This window comes from Parafrankia irregularis (genome assembly GCF_001536285.1).
In the GTDB taxonomy this organism is placed as follows: domain Bacteria; phylum Actinomycetota; class Actinomycetes; order Frankiales; family Frankiaceae; genus Parafrankia; species Parafrankia irregularis.
On sequence record NZ_FAOZ01000004.1, the window covers coordinates 492,115 to 512,913 of the forward strand.

Sequence of the window (20,799 nt, forward strand, 5' to 3'; positions counted from 1 at the left end):
ATGGCGCTTTTCCAGCCCAATCAAATGGAGACTCAAGCGTTCTGCCGGGCTGTCGGGTTAACGTGCAGCCGGCGTCTGTAGTCGCGCCGAAAAATCATCTGGAGAGGGATCAAGAATGAATCAGCAGGAGCAGCGCCAGCAGATCGAGCAGCAGCTGCGCCGGAACTGGCGGCAGCTGCGCTACCGCCTGCTTGACCAGTTCGGCCAGGTCAGCACCTCGGACCTGGACGCCGCAACCGGGATCAACGATCTCGTCGCCCGGATCGCGGACAGGACCCACCACAGTGAGCGGTACGTGGAGAACCGCCTGCGGGAACTGGTGGGAATCGGCGCGGGCCAGGGCATCCAGTCCAGTGAGCGTTTCGGATCCGAGTCGGCGGGGCGGGGCCAGCCGTTCGGCGGCTAGCAGCAGCGGGGGATTTCTGCACGGGCAGGCGCGGTACGGGGCCACGATCGACCGGGCGCGCCTGTCCTGCGTTCACAGCGCCGCGCCAGGCAGTTGTCGCCGCCCGGCGCGGCGTTTCCCATGCCTGGTCCCATGCCTGGTGACGTGATCGTCGACCTGGCCGCGGCTCGGTCGGGCCTGTGCTCGCTGGCTGATCTCGCTGGCTTTTCTCACTGGTGGCCGGCGCGGTGGCGCCCGTGGGTGCGCCGTGCTCCGCAGGAGCGTCACCGCCGAGCTCGATCCGTCAGGCTTTCCCGCGGCATCCCGGGCCGGAGCGCGCCGCGGGACACCAAGCAATTCGACCAAAAGATGCAAAACGGGGCGAAGGGTCGCCTGGCGACCCGCAAGAAAGAAGGAATCTGGTCGTCGGGACGACCGTAATCGTTCACTCTTGCGACTCGCCAAACCGGGCTCCCGGGCTCCCGGGCGCTCGGCGGTCCGGCTGCGTTCGTGGAGTGCGAACCTCCCTGCCCACCGACTAGCGATCTTGATCGGCGCCAACCTGTGACAGGCTCCAGAGCGACGACAATCCGCAGATCTTCGAGCCGTGGCTCCGGGCCGCCGCTGTTCGCCGGGTCAGACCTGATGATCGTGGTCGTCGGGGCGACGAACACCTCGGGTCTTCGAGTTCCGGCTCCGGGCTGCCGCTGGGCGTCGGCGGTCGGCGGTCGTGCGGTGTGCGGTGTGCGGAGGGCGGAGGACTGTGGCGAGCCCGCGTACACCGTCCTGCTTTATGGTGATGGGGTGAGCCACGGAGCACTTCGCGCCACGCCTGCCTTATGGGGTTGCGCCGCCTGGCTTCACATGGTCGGGGAGCTTCCTGCTCCGGCGGGATCGCGGTCGCGGAGGTCGTCATGGCAGGTGGGCTGAAGCGGCGGCGCTGGGGTGTGGCCGATGTGCCGGACCTGACCGGGAAGACGGCCGTTGTCACCGGCTCCAACACCGGAATCGGCTTCGAGGCCGCCAGACTGCTCGCCGTCAACGGGGCGACCGTCGTCATGGCGTGCCGCAACGAGGCCAAGGCGCTGGGCGCCAAGGAGAAGATCGTGGCCGCCGCCCCCGAGGCGGAAGTCTCCGTGCTACAGATGGACCTCAACTCGCTCACGTCCGTCCGCAAGGCGGCCGAAGCGCTGGTCAGTGAGCACCCGGTCATCGACCTGCTCATCAACAACGCCGGTGTGATCCTGCTGCCGCACGGTCAGACAGAGGACGGCTTCGAGCAGCATTTCGGCATCAACCATCTGGGCCACTTCGCCTTTACCGGGCTTCTGCTGGACGCCGTGCTGGCCGCCGACTCCGGCCGCATCGTGACGGTCGGCAGCAACGGGCACCGGATGGGGAAGATCGACTTCGAGGACCTCGCCTACAAGCGGAACTACAAGCCGCTGCGGGCCTACGGCCGATCGAAGCTCGCGAACCTGATGTTCTCCTATGAGCTTCAGCGCCGGCTCGACGCGGCGGGGAAGACGTCGACGATCTCCCTCGCCGCGCATCCCGGCGGTGCGAACACCGACGTCGGTGGCCGGGGTGACACGCCGATCAAGCGGCGGATCAAGCGGTTCATCGACAGCATCCCCAACCCCATCGTGCATTCGGCTGTCAAGGGCAGTCTCCCCATCCTGCGTGCGGCGTCGGATCCGGAGGCCAAGGGCGGCGAGTACTACGGGCCGTCGGGGCTGCTGAAGATGACCGGTCACCCGGTTGTGGTGAAGTCCAACGCGGCGTCGCACGACGAGGAGGCCGCGAAGCGGCTGTGGGAGGCCTCGGAGCGGATGACGGAAGTGGCCATCTCGCTCTGAGGGGCAGCCGGGTGGCCCCGTGGGCCCGTGGCTTTTCGATCACCGGGCTTGCGCCCTCGCCCGATCCCGGGTGTGGGCCATCGCCGGTGCGGGCTGCCAGCCACCCCCAGGCCTGCCGTGGGGGCCGAATGCAGCGCGTTGTCCGGTGGCCAGCTGTCGTGGGCGTGAACGATCCGCGGCCCGGCCTTCAGGCGTGTCGGCGTCCCGGTGTGTCCGCGTGTGGGCGCGGTTGGTGACCAGATGATCACTGGTTTTGGTGGCGGTGTGCCTTCTTCTTCGAGGGGGGCCGGTGGACGTCGCCGTCGCCGAAGGTGTCAATAGGGGTCATAAGGGACGTTGCAGCCCGACGATTGTCGATATTAGTGGCATCGTCCTGAGTCCAATATTAATGAACTGCCATGTCAGTCGATCGGCGTAGATGTTGCCGACATCACTGCTCGGCTGGGAACGGTCGGATATTCGGTGGAAGGCGTGCTACAGTCGCGATGGCTCAAGGGCCAGAAGGCGCCACTGCCGATCCGGGGGGTTCTGCGTTTGACGCCAGCCAAGTCACAGGCGGCGGAGTCTGTGCGGTATGAGGTCATGCATCGTGCTCCGCGATTTCATTTGCGCGGCCGGCCGGCCTCGTGCTCTGAACAGTGCTGCTTCCGGGTGGTGCCCGCCTCTGATGAGGCCGCCCCGGCCCGATGCCGTATGCCCGTCTTCTGAAGCAAGTAAACGCAGTATGTCCTCATATGAAACCTAGTCCGAACGGGGTTTCAGGGCAGCTGTGTCTACAAATTCATGGCTCTTTTTGACATGTCGCCGACTGGGGGATCGGTTCATGCTGCCCATGAAGCCATACGGGCGTTCCGGAAATGAAAGCGCGGCGTGCCCTGTCGCGATGCCGAGAACAACCCGTGCCAGCGTGTCCGCGAAGGTCTGGCCGGCGCCGGCGCCGGCGCCGGTGTCGGTGTCGGAGCGGGTGTCGGTGTCGGAGGCCGGGGGCGCGGGGCGTGGAGCGCCGTGACGAGCAGACCTGGCGCATCTGACCGCGGCGACGTCGGCGACGTCGATGTGGCGAGTCTGCTGCCACCGCCGCGCCGCCCGGAATCCCCGACCGCGGTGACACCGTCACCGGCCCCGATCTCCGTTGCCGCCGCGGCTGGAGGTGCGGTGACGCCCTCGACAGCCGGGCCGCCGGCTGTCTCGGTCATCGTGCCCACCCGGAACGAGGCCCTCAACGTCGACCCGCTGCTGCGCCGGCTCGATGCCGCACTCGCCGGCCTGACCTGCGAAGTCATCTTCGTCGACGATTCCGACGACGAGACTCCGGCAGCCATCGAGGTCGCGCGCCGCAGCTGCGGAATCCCGGTGCGCGTGCTGCACCGGGCTCCACAGGAGCGCCACGGGGGTCTCGGCGGCGCCGTGTGCGAGGGCATTCGGATGTGCGCCGCGGCCTACGTGGTGGTCATGGACGGCGACCTCCAGCACCCGCCGGAGACTGTTCCCGAACTGCTGGCCACCGCGCGGGAACAGCGCGCGGATGTCGTCGTCGGCAGCCGGTACGTCGACGGCGGCAGCGCGAACGGCCTGGCCGGAAAAGGCCGCAGGCTGATCTCCTCCGGGTCGAACCGCGTCTCACGGCTGGTGTTTCCGCGGCGGCTGCGAGGCGTTTCCGACGTCATGAGCGGATTCTTCCTGCTGCGGGTGCAGGCGTTCGATGTCGACGCACTACGCCCGGACGGCTACAAGATCCTCCTTGAGCTGCTGGTCTCGGCCCGGAAGCTGCGGGTGCGGGAAATCGCCTACGAGTTCGGCGAGCGGCAGGCCGGTGCATCCAATGCCTCGCTCACCCAGGGTGTGCGCTTTCTCCGCAGGCTGTTCGCGCTGCGGGTGCCGCGCCCGGCCCGCTTCGCGCTCATCGGTATCTCCGGGCTGCTCCCGAACCTGGCCACAACCTGGCTGCTCCACCACGCGGCCGGTCTGAACTATCTGGTCGCGGCGACGGTCGGCACCCAGGTGGCGATTGTCTGGAACTTCGTCGGATGCGAGTTGCTGGTCTGGCATGGTCCTGAGCGGGTTCCACTGCGTCGGTTCCTGCCGTTTCTCCTCATCAACAACGCGGACCTGGTCCTGCGGCTCCCGCTGCTGACGCTGCTCGTCGACGGCTGGGGCCTCGGGGTCGGCCTGTCCATGCTGATCACTCTCGCCGTGGCCGTGGTTGCCAGATATTTCGTGGTCGACCGGACGATCTACCGGCCGCGCTCGTTCGACGCCGACCCTCGAGGAGAGTCGCCGCCAGCGCAGGCGTCGGTGCCGATGGCCAGGACCGCCGCGACCAGTTCGCTGCTTCCCGCGTCGGTGTCGGCACCGGTGTCGGCACCGGTCTGCGCACCGACCGGCGGTGTGGTCGATCTGCGGCCGCAGATCGAGAACCCAGGGGTGGAGTGACCTGTGTCAGCAGCTGATCTGCGCCGACCGAAGCGAGCCCGGGCCCGTCGCGGCCCGGCTCGCCGGCGTCGCCGAATCCTGGTGGCCGTGTTGGTGTTCGCGCTGGTCGACCTCGGTGCGCTGCTGCTGGTGGCGCCCTCGGCGAACGCGATCACCTGCCCGGCCGGACAGTGGGCCGCGGACTACTACGAGGGCACCAGCCTGACCGGCACACCTGCCGGCTCACGCTGCGACAGCGAGATCTACTTCACCTGGACGGACCAGGGCCCCGGCATCGGCGGCCTGGGCACGGAGAACTTCTCGGTGCGGTGGACGCAGACCGTCACCTTCCCCGCCGAGGGCACCTACACCTTCACCGGCGTGGCCGACGACGGGATCCGGGTGATCCTCGACGGCACGACCGTCATCAACGGCTGGGTGGACCAGGGGCCGACCGCCTACACAGCCGAGCCGCACATCACGGCCGGTCAGCACCAGGTGGTCGTCGAGTATTACCAGCACGGCGCCGGATCCGTCGTGGCCTTCGACTGGTCCGGTGGCCCGCCACCGACGGCGTCGTGTGAGCCTGACCAGTGGTCGGCCGCCTACTATGCCGGGCGGACCCTGTCGGGCACCCCGACCCTGCAGTGCGAGACGGCCGTCAACCACGACTGGGGCGCCGGCGCGCCAGGGGTCGGCACGCTCGGGGTGGACAACTTCTCGGTGCGCTGGATCCGGACCGACACCTTCGAGGCGGGGCCGGTGACCTTCACCGCCACCGCCGACGACGGGATCCGGGTGTGGCTCGACAACACCCTGGTCATCGACGAATGGCGCGACCAGGGCACGCCGACGTTCACCGGGACCGTCCCCGCGGTCACCGCGGGTGAGCACACGATCAAGGTCGAGTACTACGAGGCCGGCGGGGGAGCGGTCGCCCGGGTCAGCTACGCGGGCGCGCCACCGCCGGCCTCGGTGTGCCAGGCCACCCAGTGGTCGGCGTCCTACTTCGCGGGCACCGCGCTCGCCGGCAACGCGGTCGCGCAGCGCTGCGAGGACGCGGTCGACCACGACTGGGGGGAGGGCACGCCCGGCCTGCCCGGTATCGGGGCGGACAACTTCTCGGCGCGCTGGACCCGGACCGACACCTTCCAGGCCGGTCAGGTGACGTTCAACGCCACCGCCGACGACGGGATCCGGGTGTGGCTCGACAACACCCTGGTCATCGACGAATGGCGTGACCAGGGTCCGGAGCCCTACTCGGAGACCGTCGACGTCACCGCCGGCACGCACACCATCAAGGTCGAGTACTACGAGAAGGGCGGCGGCGCGCTGGTCCGCGCCGGCTACACCACGACCGTCGAGACCGGTGTGTCGGCGTGTACGTCGATCGAGTGGTCCGCGGCCTACTTCAACAACAGAACGCTCGCCGGTGCTCCGGTCGCCGAGCGGTGCGAGGCTCCGCTGAGCTACGACTTCGGTGAGACCGGCCCGGGTGTGGGGGGCCTCGGCGGCTACAACTTCTCCGCCCGGTGGCTGCGCACCGACCGGTTCCGCGGCGGGACGACGACCATCTCCGCCACCGCCGACGACGGGGTGCGGGTGTGGCTCGACAACACCAAGGTCATCGACGAGTGGCGGGCCCAGGGGCCGACGACCTTCACCGCGACCGTCCCCGTCACCGAGGGCGTGCACACCGTGCGGGTGGAGTACTACCAGGGCGACGGCGGTGGTCTCGTCCGGGCCAGCTACACCGGTGGCGGCGCACCCGGCCCGCTGCCCGCACCGCCGCCCGGCGGCTGCACCTCGAACTGCCAGGGCTCGTGGACGGTGCTGCCCTACGAGGCACCCGTCCGATCCATTCACGCGACTGTTCTGCGCACCGGGAACGTGCTGCTGGTGGCCGGCTCCGGCAACAACCAGCAGAACTTCGAGAACGGCGTCCTGACGTCCAAGGTGTGGAACCCGAACACCGGTGCCTTCGCGGACGTCCCCACCGCGGACGACCTGTTCTGCGTCGGTCACACCCAGCTTTCCGACGGGCGGATCCTGCTCGCCGGCGGCACCAGGGCCTACCCGACGCCGACCGAGAACTACTACGGCCTGGACGTCACCTACATCTTCGACCCGATCGCCGGCACCTACGAGATCGTCGGGGACATGCCCGGCGGCGGGCACTGGTACCCGAGCCTGGTCAACCTCGGCAACGGGGACGTCTTCGCCACCGGCGGCCTCAACGAGACCGGTTCGGGCAACGTCTCGGTCGAGATGTGGGACGACAGCGCGCAGCGCTGGAAGCAGCTCAACGAGGTCCAGCAGACCTACTCCTACTGGGGCCTCTACCCGAACATGATCCTGATGTCGGACGGGCGCCTGTTCTACGCCGGCACGCACACGTTCGGCAACGCGCTGCCCGGGACGTCCGGCTCGGAGATCTACGACCTGGACGCCGGCACGATCACCGAGGTCGCCGGGCTGCGCGACATCGACTTCCGTGACCAGGGCGGCACCGTTCTGCTGCCCCCGGCGCAGGCCCAGAAGGTGATGACGCTGGGCGGCGGGAACTCGTACAGCCCGCTGGACCCGACCGCGAAGACCGACATCATCGATCTCAGCGCCCCCGACCCGTCGTGGACGGCGGGCCCGGATCTCGCCGCCGGGAAGATGTATGTCAGCCCGGTGATCCTGCCCGACGGCAAGGTCTTCGAGACCGGCGGCGCGAAACACAACTACAACGAGTACGCCGTGCACGAGGCATCCATGTACGACCCGGTGACGAACACGTTCACCCCGATGCCGGCCGACCCGCTCAACCGGATGTACCACTCGTCGGCCTTCCTGCTGCCCGACGGCCGGGTCGCGGCAATCGGTAACAACCCGTCGGACGGCTCTTTCGACCTCGGTATCTCCGTGTACTCGCCGTGGTACATGAACCGTGCACGTCCGACCATTTCCGACGCCCCGGCCCAGTTCGACTACGGCGGCAACTACGACCTGACGGTCAGCGGTGGCATCGGCCGCGCCACGCTGATCCGTCCGTCCTCGGTCACCCATTCGTCCGACCCGAACCAGCGCAGCGTCGACCTGCCGATCACCGGCACGGGCACGTCGATCTCGGTCGAGATGCCGACGAACCCCAACCTGGTGCCACCCGGCTACTACATGCTGTTCGTCCAGGACTCGTCCGGTGTCCCGTCGGTGGCCCGATGGGTGCACGTCGGATGAGCCGGCTCGACCGGATCCGGCTCCGACGGCTGCGCTCGGGCCCGCGCCCGAGCCCGCGCGTCCTGCTGGCCCTCGGCACGGCGGTGCTGGTGGCCGGTGGGATCACGGCCGGCCTGCTGCTGGCCGGCGGCGGGTCGCCGGGCACCGGCCAGGCGGCGGGCGGCAGGCCGGCGACGGATCCCGCCGCCACCGCGACCACCGCCGCCCGCGATCCTGTGGGGATTCCGGTGGTACGGCTGCCCACGCCGCTGGGCAACCCGGAGCTGAGCGGCCGGGTCCTGCCGCGCGGCAACGGCAGCCCGTCGCCGGTGCCTCCGGGCGTCGACGGCTGCGACCGTAACTACGTCGACGCCAGCGACACCCGCACCTTCTGTGTCCCTAGGGTGGCCCCGGCCGGCCGGACGCTCGACTGTGGCTTCCTGCGGGACGTCGGCTTGGCCCCGCTGCGGATCGTCGGCGCGGACACCCTCGAACTGGCCGGCGCGGGACGCCAGGCCGGCCCCGGCGATGTGGTCTGCGCGTGACGTCGATGCGTGATCCAGCGCCCGCGTCGGTGCGTGATCCGAGACGTGATCCGAGACGTGATCCGAAGCGGCGGGACCTGCTCGCGGTGGCGTTCCTCGGCGCCCTCGCCCCGCTCGCGGCCGGCTGCGGCACCGACAGCGCCTCGGCCAAGGCCACCTCGGCCACTCCGGCCACCGGGGCCACCTCGACCAGGCTGGCGGATGCCGGGGAAACCACCGGCGCCGCGGTAACGGCCCGCCCGGCGTCGGGCCCAGGATGGCACGGGACGGTTCCGCCGAACGCCCGCCCGAAGCCGTCGTTCACCCTCACGGACACGTCCGGGGCGCCGTTCGTGTTCACCACCGCGACCGCGGGCCGACCGGTGCTGCTGTTCTTCGGCTTCACGAACTGCCCGGACGTCTGCCCGACGACGATGGCCGACATCGCCGCCGCCCGCACGCTGGTCCCCACCCGGATCGCCGACGCGGTGCGGACGGTCTTCGTCACCACCGACCCGGCCCGCGACACCCCGGCCGTGCTCCGGCGCTGGCTCGACCAGTTCGACAGCACGTTCATCGGGCTGACCGGCGACCTCGCAGAGATCGACGCCGCCCAGCGTGCCGTGGGTATCCCGCTGGCGATCCGTCCCAGCCTGGCGCCCAGCGCGGCGCCAACCGCGGACTACAGCGTCGCGCACGCCGCCCAGGTCGCCGGCTACGGCGCCGACGACCGGCTGCGGGTCCTCTACTTCGCGAACGCGACCGTCACCGACTACGCCGCAGATCTCCCGGAGCTCGTTGATGCACGTTGACCACGAGGTACCGTCTTCATCGCCGCCGCAGCCGCGGTCATCGCCGCCGGAGCCGGCGACGTCGGGCGGTGCCGACTCTCACGGTGCCGACTCTCACGGTGCCGACTCCCGTCGGGCTGACTCCCGCCGCGCCGCCCTCCCGCGTCCAGCGCGGCACCGGCTGCGGCCACGGCCGCGGGTCTGGCTGCTGTTCGCCGCCCTCGGCCTGGTCATCGTCTGGGCGGCGATCAGGCTGGGGCCCACCGGGTTCGTCGTGGCGGCCTGGTCGGCGGTGTCGCTGATCATGTTTATCGTGGCGGCCCTCACCCTGAGCCGCACCCAGTTCGCCTGGCAGCGCCCGGAGCGGGTGGACCACGTCGATCTCACCGACCAGGAGCCACCCCAGGTACCGATCTCCCTCATCGTGCCGGCGCGGGACGAGCCCGTTCTCGGCCGGACGCTGCAACAGATCCTCGCCGGTGACTACCCGCACGAGCTGCTGCAGATCCTGGTGGTCGTCTCCGAGGACGAGATCGACCGGGAGACCCGCGAGATCGCCCAGTCGTACGCGGACCGGTATCCCTGCGTCGAGGTGATCGCACCGCGCGGTGACCGGCGCAGCAAGCCCATCTCGCTCGAGGACGCCCGGCCCTACTGCCACGGCGACCTCATCGGCGTCGTCGACGCCGAGTCGCTGATCGCCGCCGGTCTGCTCGGCCACGTCAACACGATCGCCGTGCGCCACCCGGACGTCGGCATCATCCAGGGCGGGGTTCAGCTCATGAACATTCGGGCGGCCCGCGGGCGGGATGGCACATCCGGTGGCGGTTCCGCGGAACCGCCTGCGGGCGATCTCGGTGACGGTTCCGCGGAACCGCAGCGGCGCGGCCGGAGTGGCCGGCGCGGACCGAAGGCGCTGATCGCCCGGTTCCTCACCTGGTGCAACGAGGGGACCTCGTGGTGGCGGGTCCGCAACTGCCTCGAGTACTACGTCTGGTTCATGTCCCGGCTTCGCTTCCAGGCACAGGCGCGGCTCATCCCGCTCGGCGGCAACACGGTGTTCGTCCGCCGCGACGTCCTCACCGCCCTCGGAGGCTGGGACGCCACCGCCCTCACCGAGGACTGCGACCTGGGGATCCGCTCGTCGGCGCGTGGTGTGCGGACGCTGGTCTTCTACCACCCGGCGCTGACCACCAGGGAGGAGACACCGGAGAGCCTGCAGAAGCTGGTGGTGCAGCGCAGCCGCTGGATGCTCGGCTTCATCCAGGTGCTGCTGAAGGGCGACTGGCGTGACCTGCCGACGCTGCGGCAGCGGCTGCTCGCGATCGAGATGCTGGCCATGCCGTTCTTCCAGGCCCTCGCCGGCCTGCTGCTGCCCACCTCGCTGATCCTGATCTTCGTGCTGCGCGCGCCGGTCGTCCTGGTGCTGCTCTACTGGCTGCCGCTCGGGATCGCGGTGATGCTCGTCGTCGCCGAGCAGGCCGCCTTCGGGGAGTTCCGCCGTTCCTATCGCCTGCGCTCGACCTGGCTGGACAGCGTGCGTCTCGTCATCGGCGCGCCGTTCTACCAGCTGGTGCTCTCGGCCGCCGCGCTGCGAGCCACCATCCGGCTGCTGCGCGGTCAGCTCGAGTGGGAGAAGACCACCCATCTCGGCGCGCACCACATCGTGCCCACCCCGCGGGATCCCAACTCCCGCGAACGTGATCTCGCGCCCCGCGGACTCGAAGGTGTCTCGTGACCACCACCAGCCTTCCTGACGGCACCGCCCCGGCCGCGCTGGTGGCCGAAAGCCCTGCGCTGCCCGCGCAGCCCGTGCCGCGGGAGGGCGCTCTGGCCGGTGTGCGGGACGCGGTGGGACGGCTGGTACGCCGGGCCGCGACCGCTGCCCGCGCGCACCGGACCGGGGTCGTGCTCGTCCTCGCCCTCGCCGTCGGCGCGGGACTGCTGCACGGCATCAACTTCGACGGCTGGCCCGGCCGCGTCAACGAGGACGAGGGCACCTACGCCGCCCAGGCGTTCGCGATCGAGCGCTGGGGCCAGATCTCCCACTACTCCTACTGGTACGATCACCCGTTCGGCGGATGGCTGTTCATCGCCTCCTACACCACCCTGACCCAGGCCTTCGACCGGACCGCGACCGCCGTCACCGCGGCCCGCGAGGCCATGCTCTGGGTGCACGTCGCCAGCTGCGTGCTCCTGTACATGCTGAGTCGGCGCCTCGGCATGCGGCGGTTCTTCGCGGCACTGGCGGTCGTGCTCTTCTCCGTCTCCCCGCTCGCCATCTGGTACCAGCGGATGGCGTTCCTGGACAACATCTCCACGCTGTGGGTGCTTGCCGCCCTGGTCTGCGTGGCCTCACCGGACCGCAGCGTCGGCGCGGCCACCCGGGCCGGCATCTTCATGGCGTTCGCGTTCTGGTCGAAGGAGACCAGCCTCGTCCTGCTACCGGGGGTCTACCTGCTGCTCTGGCAGAACCGGGACCATCGGAACTGGCGGTTCGCGCGGCGCAACTTCCTCGGTTTCCTCTCCGGCATCGCCGGCATCTACATCCTGTACGCCGTCACCAAGAACGAGCTGTTCGAAGGCGAAGGCCACGTATCGCTGTGGTGGGCGGTCAAATGGCAGCTGCTCGACCGGACCCCCAGCGGCAGCGTGCTCGATCCCGACAGCGGCACTCGCGGCATCGCCGATCTCTGGCTCGGAATGGATCCCTATCTGCTCGGTGCCGGGGCGGTCGCGGCGGTCGTCCTGCTGGTCGCGGTACGCCGGTTCCGCGCCGTCGCGTTCCTTCTGCTGATGCAGATCGTCTTCATGGCGCGAAACGGCTACATGCCCTATGCGTACGTGACGTCGATGCTGCCCTTCGCCGCGATCTGCGCGGCGGGCCTGCTCGACGTGGTCGCGCCGTCGCGCGGTATTCGTCCCCTGGTCGTGCTGGGTGCCCGGAACCCCGGACGCCGGCGGGTGGTGCCGAAGGCACCGTCCTGGCTGACCGGCGCCATCCCGGCCCAGCGCGGCCGTCCCGAACCGAGCAGGCCCGCGCCGAACCAGAGCGGGTCTGATTCGCGCACGGCGGCCGACGGCGGAGGGCCGGTCGGCGGTCGCCGGCGGGTCGGGTTCTGGGTGCGCGCCGCCGCGGTCGCCAGCGTCCTGGCCCTGGGCGTGCTGACCATTCCGCCCCGGTGGGCGCCGCTGTTGCGCGACGCCATCACCGAGGACGCCGGTGCCCCCAGCCGGGAGGCGACGCAGTGGTTCATCGACCACTACGAGAGGGGGCAGATCGTCATCACCGACGACAACATCTGGACGGACCTCGTGGTGGCCGGGATGGATCCGGTGCCCGTCTGGTTCTACAAGCTCGACCTCGACCCGGCTGTCCGGCGCACCGTCCCGAACGGCTGGTCCGACATCGACTATGTGATTCTGGGCGATCTGACCCCGACCACGCTGGAGACGCTCCCCACGGTCGCCGAAGCGATCGAGCACTCCGAGGTCGTCGCCTCGTTCGGTGACGGCGAGGTCATGATTCGCAAGGTGATCCCGCCCACCTGCACCGACCGGACACCACGAGGGGCCCGGTGCACCGCGCCGGCCGCCGGGGGGTGACCCCCGGCGGGCGCCGGGAGGTGGCACTGGCCCGCCCAGCATCCCCGCAGCTCCGCCGTTCGGTATCATGGCTGGAGAGCAGGGCCGTTAGCTCAATTGGCAGAGCATCCGGCTTTTAACCGGTGAGTTCAGGGTTCGAGTCCCTGACGGCCCACGTCGCAAGGTGGTTTCCGCGCATTTGCCAAGGGTTTCCTGGGGTCTTGTGGTTCGATCTCTCCCGGCCCCGGGAACTTGCGGATCCGATCTCGCGGCACCCGCGGATCCTGCCGTAGCCGGGCCATTTTCTCCGCATAGCGGCTGTGACGAGCATCCCTGATCCAAAAACGCACCTTCGATCAGCAGGCGGGCCGTCGACCGGCGTCCCCATCCCGAAAGTGAGATTCTCATCGCTATACCCACTGCTCAGTTCTCCGCACCGGACACGACACAACCCCGGCCGCGCCAGGTACTGCCGCCGCTGACCAACAACCTCTTCCAGGCGCCCGACTTCGGCGAGACCCATCCCGACGCTCCGGACGCGACGGAGCCCGGATCTGGATCCGGGCCGGCCGACCGTCGCCCCTCGGGCCAGGCGAAACCGACCTTCACCGCCACACAGCGCCGTCCGCCGCGTTCCGGTAACCGTGGGGCATCGACACGGACGCGAGCCCAGGGCCAGTCCGGCGGCAGGTTCTCCCCACGCAACCCCTCCGCGTGACCTCCTGATCAGCGCCACTGCATTCAGCTCGAGTCGCCGCGGTCAGGCCGTCCAGCTCTGGTAGCTCAGGCCGGTAGCTCTGCCGAACTCGGAACTGTCGGCTGTGACGACGCCAGACCACCTGTGGGTGGGTGATGCTCCATGATGGGCGGCTTCGCCCGGCACCATGGCCAGATGGACGCCGACCCGCTGATGACCGTTATCGAGGTGGCCAATCACCTGCGCCTGACGGCGTCGTCGTGGCGTGCCGAGGTCGCGGACGGAACCGCGCCGGCCCCGGACGAGCCGGATGACGACAAGCCCGTCCACCGTCGCCGCCCGCGCTGGCGCCGTTCGACGGTGGATGCCTGGAATGCGCAGCGACGTCTCCGCGGCCAGTCGCAGGAAGCCTAGGCGGCAGTAGCAGGGGCCGCTGGTAGGGAAGGCGCGTCGACCTCCGGGTGTGACAGCCGTAGCGTTGGCTCCGTGAAGGTGCTCTCCGTCAACGTCGGCAGGCCCCGCCCCAACCTCTGGAAGGGCCACGGTTCGACCGGTATCGACAAGCGGCCCGTCGCCGGCCCGGTCGCCGTCACCGCCCCCGGCCCCAAGGGCACCGGAGCGGTCGGGCTCGTCGGCGACCGGGTCTATGACGTGAAGCATCACGGTGGCACCGACCAGGCCGTCTACGCCTACGCCCGTGAGGATCTCGACGGGTGGGAGGCCGAGCTGGGCCGGCCGCTCGCGAACGGCGTCTTCGGGGAGAACCTCACGACAGCCGGCCTCGACGTCAACGCCGCCCTGATCGGTGAACGTTGGCGCGTCGGGCCGGACGTCGTCCTCGAGGTGTCGTGCGCGCGGATCCCGTGCGGGACGTTCCAGGGCTGGCTGGAGCGGGACGGCTGGATCCGGAGGTTCACGCAGGCGACACTGCCCGGCGCCTACCTTCGTGTGATCGAGCCCGGAGACATCCGCGCCGGTGATCCGGTCGAGGTCGTGCACCGGCCTGACCACGACGTCACAGTCGCGCTCGTCTTCCGTGCGATGACACGTGAACCGGAACTGCTGCCGCGGCTGCTGGTCGCCGACGCGCTGCCGGAGGAGAGCAAGGACCGGGCCCGCAGGCGTACGTCCGCATAGGCGATCGGCCTCAGGGCGTGTCGAGCCGCGGTCGGCGCGCCCAGGCCGCGAACATCGGCACGCTCACGACGAGGCGGCTTTCGTCACGGCTGACGGCCCACCACGCGTCGACCTCGCCCTCGGTCAGCAGACCCGCGGCGACGATGTCCCGCTGGAACCGTTCCACGAGCAGCCGCCAGGCGAGCCACGAATCGGTGCCGCCGCGGGTCTGGACGCCCTGGTACTGCGCCGACTCGTCGGTGAGCCCCAGGCTGAGCACATCGCCGAGCAGCCGGCGCCCGTAGGTCGCGTCGAAGCCGGCCGCCTCGCCACCGGCCGCACCGCCCATGACCTTCTGCAGGGCCCGGATCATCGCCGTGTGCACCGGTGCGGCTGGGACGAGGAGGTCGGCGCAGGTCCAGTCGACCTCCTCGACCAGCAGCCAGCCACCCGGCGCGACTGCCTCCGCGAGCCGCCGCAGCGCGACCGGGTGGGGGTGGAGGTGCGCGACCAGAAGCCGTGCGTGGACGAGGTCGAAGCTGCGGCGGGGCAGGTCGTCCACCATGACGTCCATCCGCCGGACCTCGACCTGCGGTGGCAGCTGGTCGAGGAAGCGGGTGTCACGGTCGACGGCGAGAACCTGGCCGGCCGGGCCCACAACCCCGGCGAGGGCTCGGGCAACCGAGCCGGTGCCTGCTCCGGCCTCGAGGCAGCGGTGCCCCGGCCCGATCCCCAGGCCGGCCACCAGCCGCATCGTGCCCGGATCCCACATGTGCGCCATCGCCTCGAGGCGTGATCGCTCGTCCGGATGCGCCTGGTCCAGAACGTAGGAGGACGACTGAGCCTTTTCCGTCATCGACTCGCACCTGTTGGTCGGTTGATTCGCTGATCAGGGCCTGCATGGAGCAAAATCCCGCAGTGTGGCGGATCCGGGGCCAGTAACGTCGACCTGGCGGTCCGCGCCCACCCGCCGCACGGCGACCCACCGCGATCCCGCACCACCGTACAGCCACAACAATCCACGCCAATAGGGCAAAAGGGAGATAAAGTCGTTTTGCGATCCGCAAGAAGTGAGAATTTCGGTTGTTTCGGCGGCCGAAATCCTCACTTCTTGCTCAGGGGTAGTGGTGTCGGCAGATGCCCGAAGCCCGGGATTCCGTGATCGGCTCCAGGGTGGCTGGGATTCCTCCGCGTATTCTTTCGTGTCTCGCGAATCCCTCCTCGACGATCCGTGCTTCCTATTGGCTCATAGGTTTCCCTGTCGGGTAGGGAGAACCAGTGTGACCAGTGCTCGGCGCGCTGGAAGGATGACGGCTCTGATCCCGGGAATGTGCCGCCGGAACCGGTCGGCGGAGGATGCTCCGAGAGAGGACGTGGACGTGTCCACTGCTCCGCAGGTTGTCTTCGACGCCTTCCACCCGGCGCACCGGTCGAACCCCTACCCCCGGTACGCGGCCGTCCGTGAGTACACGGCGCTCTACCCGCTGCGGCCGGACATCCTCATGGCGACCCGTTACCGGGAGTGCGCGGCGGTCTTCGCGGACCCGCTGTGGGGGCACGGATACGAGGACGGCATAAACCCGTTCCGGCCGGGCGTCGATCCCGACGACGTTCCCGGGTCGATGCTGCGAATGGATCCGCCGAACCACACCCGGGTGAGAGGCCTGGTCAAGAGCGCCTTCATGCCGCGCACCACGGCCGGAATCCGCGATCGGATCGAGAACCTCGTCAACAGGCTGCTCGACGCGGCGATCGAGGCCGGTGAGGTTGACCTGATGGAGGCGTTCGCGCGTCCGCTGCCGCTGACCATCATCGGAGACCTGCTCGGTATTCCGCGTGAGGACCACACCATGGTCCAGAAGTGGTCGTTGGAGATCGTCCGCGGTACGGACCCGGACATCCTGCAGACTCCCGAGAGCCTGGCTCGCAGGCCGGCGGCCATGGCGGAGTTCGAGGCCTACTTCGCCGCGCTGCTCGCCCGGCGGCGCGTCGATCCGCGCGACGACATACTGACCGGGCTGTGTGCGGCCCAGGACGAAGGCCAGCTGAACGGCGGTCGCGAGCCGCTCGGGCTCGCCGTCGGGCTGCTGATCGGCGGCTACGAGACGATCTCGGATGTGATCGGCAAGAGCATCGTCGCCCTGCTGCGCAACCCCGACCAGGTTCAGCGGTGGCTCGCCGACCCGGATCTGGCGGCACCCGCCGTCGACGAGCTGCTGCGGTACGAGCCACCGGTGCAGTTCACCCACCGGGTGGCCTTGGCCGAACGCGAGGTCGCCGGGCACACGTTCGCCCGCGGCGACGGCATCGTCATCCTGACCGCGGCCGCGAACCGCGACCCGGCCGTGTACATCGACCCGGACCGCCTGGACATCACCCGGTTCGCCGGCCGGGCCCCGGCGCCGCGCCACCTGTCGTTCAGCGGTGGGCCGCACTACTGCCTCGGCGCGCACCTCGGCCGGCTGGAGACCGAGATCGCGATCGACACCCTCCTGCGCCGTGCGCCCGGCCTGGCACTGACCGACGAGCCTGTCTGGCGTGACACGGTCGCCATCCACGGCCTGGACACGCTCCCGGTCCGCCTTCGGGCCTGAGCCTCGCCAGGCCTGAGCCTCGCCTCGCCAGGCCTGAGCCTCGCCTCGCCAGGCCTGAGGTTTGCCAGGCCTGAGGTTTGCCAGGGCCGAGCCACGAGGGAGCCGGCCGGCCTCACCGCCCACCGCCGTCCTGCCAGGTGCGGCTGACTACGAGGTGCAGGCGGCGTATTAGCATGCGGGCTGCACCAAAAGCCGGGCGGGCATTGATGGCTGCGGAGCGGCTGTGCCACGCATTCGAGGAAGGGGCCTTCTCTGCGGCGACCGGGGGGTTGGCTCCACTGCCGATTGCGGTGTTCGTCTCGGAGAGCAAACGACCATGAACAAAGCAACAAGGATTTTACGAACTGTTGTGGTGGGTGCCCTGTTGGCTGTGGTGGCGGGCTGTGGCGGGTCGTCCGACACGAGTGCTCCGGAGGCGTCCTGCAGCAGTCCCGGTGTCACCGCGGACAAGGTCGAGGCCGGCGTCGTCATTTCGGATTCGGGGAGCGGCAGCGATGCCTTCTCGTCCGCCCGTGCGGGCGTGAACGCAAGATTCAGGCTTGCCAACGCAAACGGCGGCGTCCACGGGCGCGACATCGAGTACACCTGGCGGGACGACGCAAGCCAGCCGGAGGAGAGCGTCAGAGCCGCCAACGAGCTCGTCCAGAAGGAGTCCGTCTTCGGTATTCTTCCCATCACCACGGCGCTGACCGGCGCGCTGGACGGGCTGCAGAAGGACGGCGTTCCCGTCGTGGGGTTCGCGCTGCCGTCGTGGTCGTCCTACAACAATCTCTTCGCCTACAGCTACATCTCGGATCCGACGGCCATCGGCCGGTATTTCATGAACGCCGGCGCCACGAAGGTCGGCTTCGTGATGACGGGCACGGCCGAGTCCACGACGCAGGCCGCGCAGAAGTACCTGCGGGCGTTCGCGGCGATCGGGCTGGACACCACGGACATGACGCCCTATGTGGCGAGCGTGGACAGTCCGACCCAGATCATGGGCAGGCTGAAGGACGTCGGCGTCGACGCGCTGATCGGCTTCACCGTTCCCACGGACCTCGCCAACCTGATCGGCGCGGCGCGGGACATCGGCATGCCGCTCAAGGCGACGATCTCGCTCACCGGCTATGACCAGACGGTGCTCCAGTCGCTGGGCCAGAAGCTGGCCGGCGTCTCGTTCGACGTGCACTTCCGCCCGTTCGAGTCGCCCGACGCCGCCATTGACACCTACCGGAAGGCGATGGCGACCTTTTCGCCCGAGACCCAGTCGGACCAGCAGTGGGCCATGTGGGGCTACATCTACGCCGACATGTTCGTGAAGGGGCTGGAGGTCGCGGGTGACTGCCCCACCCGGGAGAGTTTCATAACCGGCCTCAGGCAGGTGCACCAGTACAACGCGGGCGGCCTGATCGAGACGGTCGACTTCGCCACCAACGCGACGCAGCCGGCGCCCTGCATGTCCTTCGTGCAGATCAACGCGGCGGGGTCCGCGTTCGAGCTCGTCAACGAGCGCCTGTGTCACGACGGTACGGCCGGCCAGTAACTGCTACTCGCGCGTCCCGGTGCGGCCGACGTCGCTGTCGGCCGCACCGGGCATCGGCCGCGGGTCAGCGCAGCCCGGAGCGGACGAACGCGTCGATGACCTGCCGCTGCATCACCAGGTAGATGGCGAAGATGGGCAGGCAGGCCAGCCCGGACGCCGCCATGATCGCGCCCCAGGCGTCGCCTTCGGCGCCCAGGAAGCTGCGGATGCCCAGCTGCACCACCGAGTTCGCGCGGGGCAGCACGAGCGCGGGCCACAGATAGTCGTTCCAGGCCGTGATGAACAGCAGGATCGACAGCGAGGCGAGAACCGGGCGCAGGTTCGGGATCACCACGGTCCACAACGTCGTCCAGGACCCGCGTCCGTCCATCTTGGCCGCGTCGAGCAGCTCGCGGGGAAAGGCCTGCATGTGCTGGCGGAGCATCAGCACGGCCAGCGCCGAGCACAGGTTGGGCACGATCACGCCGGCGAGGGTGTTGAGCAGCCCGATGTTCGACAGCACCAGGTAGTTCGAAACCATCGTCACCTGGAACGGCACCAGCCAGGTGGCGACGAAGAGCAGGAACAGCAGCCCTTTCCCGCGGAAATCCCACGCGGCGAACGCGTAGGCGGCCAGCAGGCAGACGAGGAGCTGGCCCACGGCGGTCACCGCGGCGATCACAAAGGTGTTCGCGAGCAGGGTTCCGACGTCCAGGGAATCGAAGACGATCCGATAGTTCTCCAGGCTCAGCGGCCACGGGAACAGCGAGTTGTCGTTGACGTCGCCGGGGCGCCGGAACGAGCTGGCGAACATCCAGTAGATGGGGAACAGGCTGAACACGCTCAGCACGGTCATCAGCAGATGGCGGCCGGATGCCGGCAGCCAGCGCCGCCGCGAGGTCCCGGCCGCGGCGCCGCCTCCCGTCTCCTCCGTGCCCGCCCCCGCCGAGCAGGAGACCGCGGCAGCTGCGCCCTCCGTGGCAGCGCCAGCCGAAGAAGGGGTAGCCGAAGAAGGGGCAGCTGCCGAGCGAGCGGCTGTGCCAGCCGAGGCGGAGGGTGCGGCGAGGGGCTCGGAGATGCTCATTTCGCGGAGTTCCTCAGTCGTCATGGAAGCTGAAGCGGTCAGCGAGCTTCACCAGTCCGGCGGCGAGCAGACCGAAGCAGCCGAAGAACACGAGCCCGGCGGCGGAGGCCAGGCCGGAGTCCATGCTGCGGAAGCCGAACTCCCACAGCAGGTAGTAGACGTTGGTCGTGCTGTCCGCCGGGCCACCCTGGGTGAGCACGTCGATCAGCGGGAAGGTCCACTGGCCTGACAACAGCACCGTCATCAACAGCATGAACAGCAGGGTCGGCCGCAGCAGCGGCAGCGTGATCCAGCGCAGGATCTGCCAGCGGGACGCCCCGTCCATCTCGGCGGCCTCGGCGTAGTCGGGGCTGATTCCGGACAGCCCCGCCGACACGACGAGCACCGCGAATCCGAGCATCTGCCAGGCGCAGATCGCGAGCACCGCCGGCAGCGCCGTCGACTCCTCCCGCAGCCAGTTGTGATCGCCCAGCCCGAACAGGCGGTTCAACAGCCCGGACGGGTCATACAGCCAGCGCCACACGGCCGCGGTCGCCACCGGCGCGACCAGCATCGGGACGAAGACCATCGCGCGGTAGGCCGTCCGGCTGCGTTCTCCCAGCCGGCGGGTGACCAGCGCGATCACCGTGGGCAGCACGATGGAGAACGGCAGCAGACCGAGGACGTACCAGAGCGTGTTCAGCGCCGCGCCGCGAAGCTGCGGGAGCTGCAGAACCCGCTGGAAGTTCGCAAGCCCCACGTAGGTCTTCGGCGAGGTGGGCAGCAGGTTCCAGTGGTAGACGGACAGCTGCGCCGCCTCGACCAGCGGCTTGTAGGTCCACAGCACCAGGCAGGCCAGCGCCGGGAGCAGGTAGAGATAGGGCGGTGCGGCGCCGCGTAGCCGGTGGGCCAGGCCCGGCCGGGTGGCCGAGACCTGGCCCGACCCGGCCGGGCTCGTGGGCGCCGCCGTCGCCGCGGTCAGCGCGGCTTCGACGAACACGGGTCATGCTCCTTACTCTCCGCTTGTTTCCTCGGTCTTCTCCACCGCGTCAGCGGTGCCCGGAC

General features: G+C 69.5%; 15 protein-coding genes and 1 tRNA gene. 13 read left to right on the forward strand and 3 right to left on the reverse strand.

What is annotated here, in order from left to right; genetic code table 11:
- The first annotated feature begins 115 nt into the window (after positions 1-115).
- From AWX74_RS09125 to AWX74_RS09175, 11 genes are all read left to right on the forward strand, one after another.
- Entirely contained in the window at positions 116-406 is a 291-nt protein-coding gene (locus tag AWX74_RS09125) for a hypothetical protein (protein WP_091273638.1), read from the forward strand.
- Positions 407-1,299: 893 nt separating this feature from the next.
- Positions 1,300-2,244: an oxidoreductase gene (locus AWX74_RS09130; protein WP_091273642.1), complete on the forward strand. Its 945-nt coding sequence runs from the start codon at positions 1,300-1,302 to the stop codon at positions 2,242-2,244.
- A gap of 1,005 nt (positions 2,245-3,249) precedes the next feature.
- On the forward strand, positions 3,250-4,677 hold the full coding sequence (locus AWX74_RS09135; protein ID WP_091273788.1) for a glycosyltransferase: 1,428 nt from the start codon (positions 3,250-3,252) through the stop codon (positions 4,675-4,677).
- A gap of 3 nt (positions 4,678-4,680) precedes the next feature.
- Positions 4,681-7,881, forward strand: coding sequence for a PA14 domain-containing protein (locus AWX74_RS09140; protein WP_091273646.1), 3,201 nt, complete (start codon positions 4,681-4,683; stop codon positions 7,879-7,881).
- Entirely contained in the window at positions 7,878-8,405 is a 528-nt protein-coding gene (locus AWX74_RS09145) for a hypothetical protein (protein ID WP_091273648.1), read from the forward strand. Before AWX74_RS09140 ends, AWX74_RS09145 begins: the two co-directional genes overlap by 4 nt.
- Before the next feature lie 5 nt (positions 8,406-8,410).
- Positions 8,411-9,196 carry an SCO family protein gene (locus AWX74_RS09150; RefSeq protein WP_091273791.1) on the forward strand — a complete coding sequence of 262 codons (786 nt, stop codon included), beginning with the start codon at positions 8,411-8,413 and terminating at the stop codon, positions 9,194-9,196.
- A complete protein-coding gene (locus AWX74_RS09155; protein ID WP_091273650.1) occupies positions 9,186-10,913 on the forward strand; it encodes a glycosyltransferase family 2 protein in 1,728 nt (575 codons plus the stop codon). The genes AWX74_RS09150 and AWX74_RS09155 overlap by 11 nt, the downstream gene beginning before the upstream one ends.
- Positions 10,910-12,781: an ArnT family glycosyltransferase gene (locus AWX74_RS09160; RefSeq protein WP_091273652.1), complete on the forward strand. Its 1,872-nt coding sequence runs from the start codon at positions 10,910-10,912 to the stop codon at positions 12,779-12,781. Before AWX74_RS09155 ends, AWX74_RS09160 begins: the two co-directional genes overlap by 4 nt.
- A gap of 81 nt (positions 12,782-12,862) precedes the next feature.
- Positions 12,863-12,935: transfer RNA gene (locus tag AWX74_RS09165), tRNA-Lys, on the forward strand.
- Positions 12,936-13,619: 684 nt separating this feature from the next.
- Positions 13,620-13,871: a hypothetical protein gene (locus AWX74_RS09170; protein WP_054569676.1), complete on the forward strand. Its 252-nt coding sequence runs from the start codon at positions 13,620-13,622 to the stop codon at positions 13,869-13,871.
- A 72-nt stretch (positions 13,872-13,943) separates the two neighbouring features.
- Positions 13,944-14,594: an MOSC domain-containing protein gene (locus tag AWX74_RS09175; RefSeq protein ID WP_091273655.1), complete on the forward strand. Its 651-nt coding sequence runs from the start codon at positions 13,944-13,946 to the stop codon at positions 14,592-14,594.
- A 10-nt stretch (positions 14,595-14,604) separates the two neighbouring features.
- Here the strand turns inward: AWX74_RS09175 and AWX74_RS09180 are convergent, their stop codons facing one another.
- Positions 14,605-15,429, reverse strand: coding sequence for a methyltransferase domain-containing protein (locus AWX74_RS09180; protein WP_091273657.1), 825 nt, complete (start codon positions 15,427-15,429; stop codon positions 14,605-14,607).
- 523 nt (positions 15,430-15,952) lie between these two features.
- On the opposite strand from AWX74_RS09180, the gene AWX74_RS09185 reads away from it, so the two are divergent.
- Positions 15,953-17,167, forward strand: coding sequence for a cytochrome P450 (locus tag AWX74_RS09185; RefSeq protein ID WP_091273795.1), 1,215 nt, complete (start codon positions 15,953-15,955; stop codon positions 17,165-17,167).
- 316 nt (positions 17,168-17,483) lie between these two features.
- Positions 17,484-18,692 carry an ABC transporter substrate-binding protein gene (locus tag AWX74_RS09190; protein WP_091273659.1) on the forward strand — a complete coding sequence of 403 codons (1,209 nt, stop codon included), beginning with the start codon at positions 17,484-17,486 and terminating at the stop codon, positions 18,690-18,692.
- A gap of 64 nt (positions 18,693-18,756) precedes the next feature.
- Here AWX74_RS09190 and AWX74_RS09195 read toward each other — a convergent pair whose 3' ends face one another.
- Together AWX74_RS09195 and AWX74_RS09200 are read right to left on the reverse strand one after the other, a co-directional pair.
- Positions 18,757-19,755 (reverse strand): carbohydrate ABC transporter permease, encoded by a 999-nt coding sequence (locus AWX74_RS09195; protein WP_091273661.1) that lies wholly within the window; start codon positions 19,753-19,755, stop codon positions 18,757-18,759.
- Positions 19,756-19,768: 13 nt separating this feature from the next.
- The gene (locus AWX74_RS09200; protein ID WP_091273663.1) at positions 19,769-20,734 is read right to left on the reverse strand and encodes a carbohydrate ABC transporter permease; all 966 of its coding nucleotides are present in this window, start codon (positions 20,732-20,734) and stop codon (positions 19,769-19,771) included.
- Between the last annotated feature and the right edge of the window lie 65 nt (positions 20,735-20,799).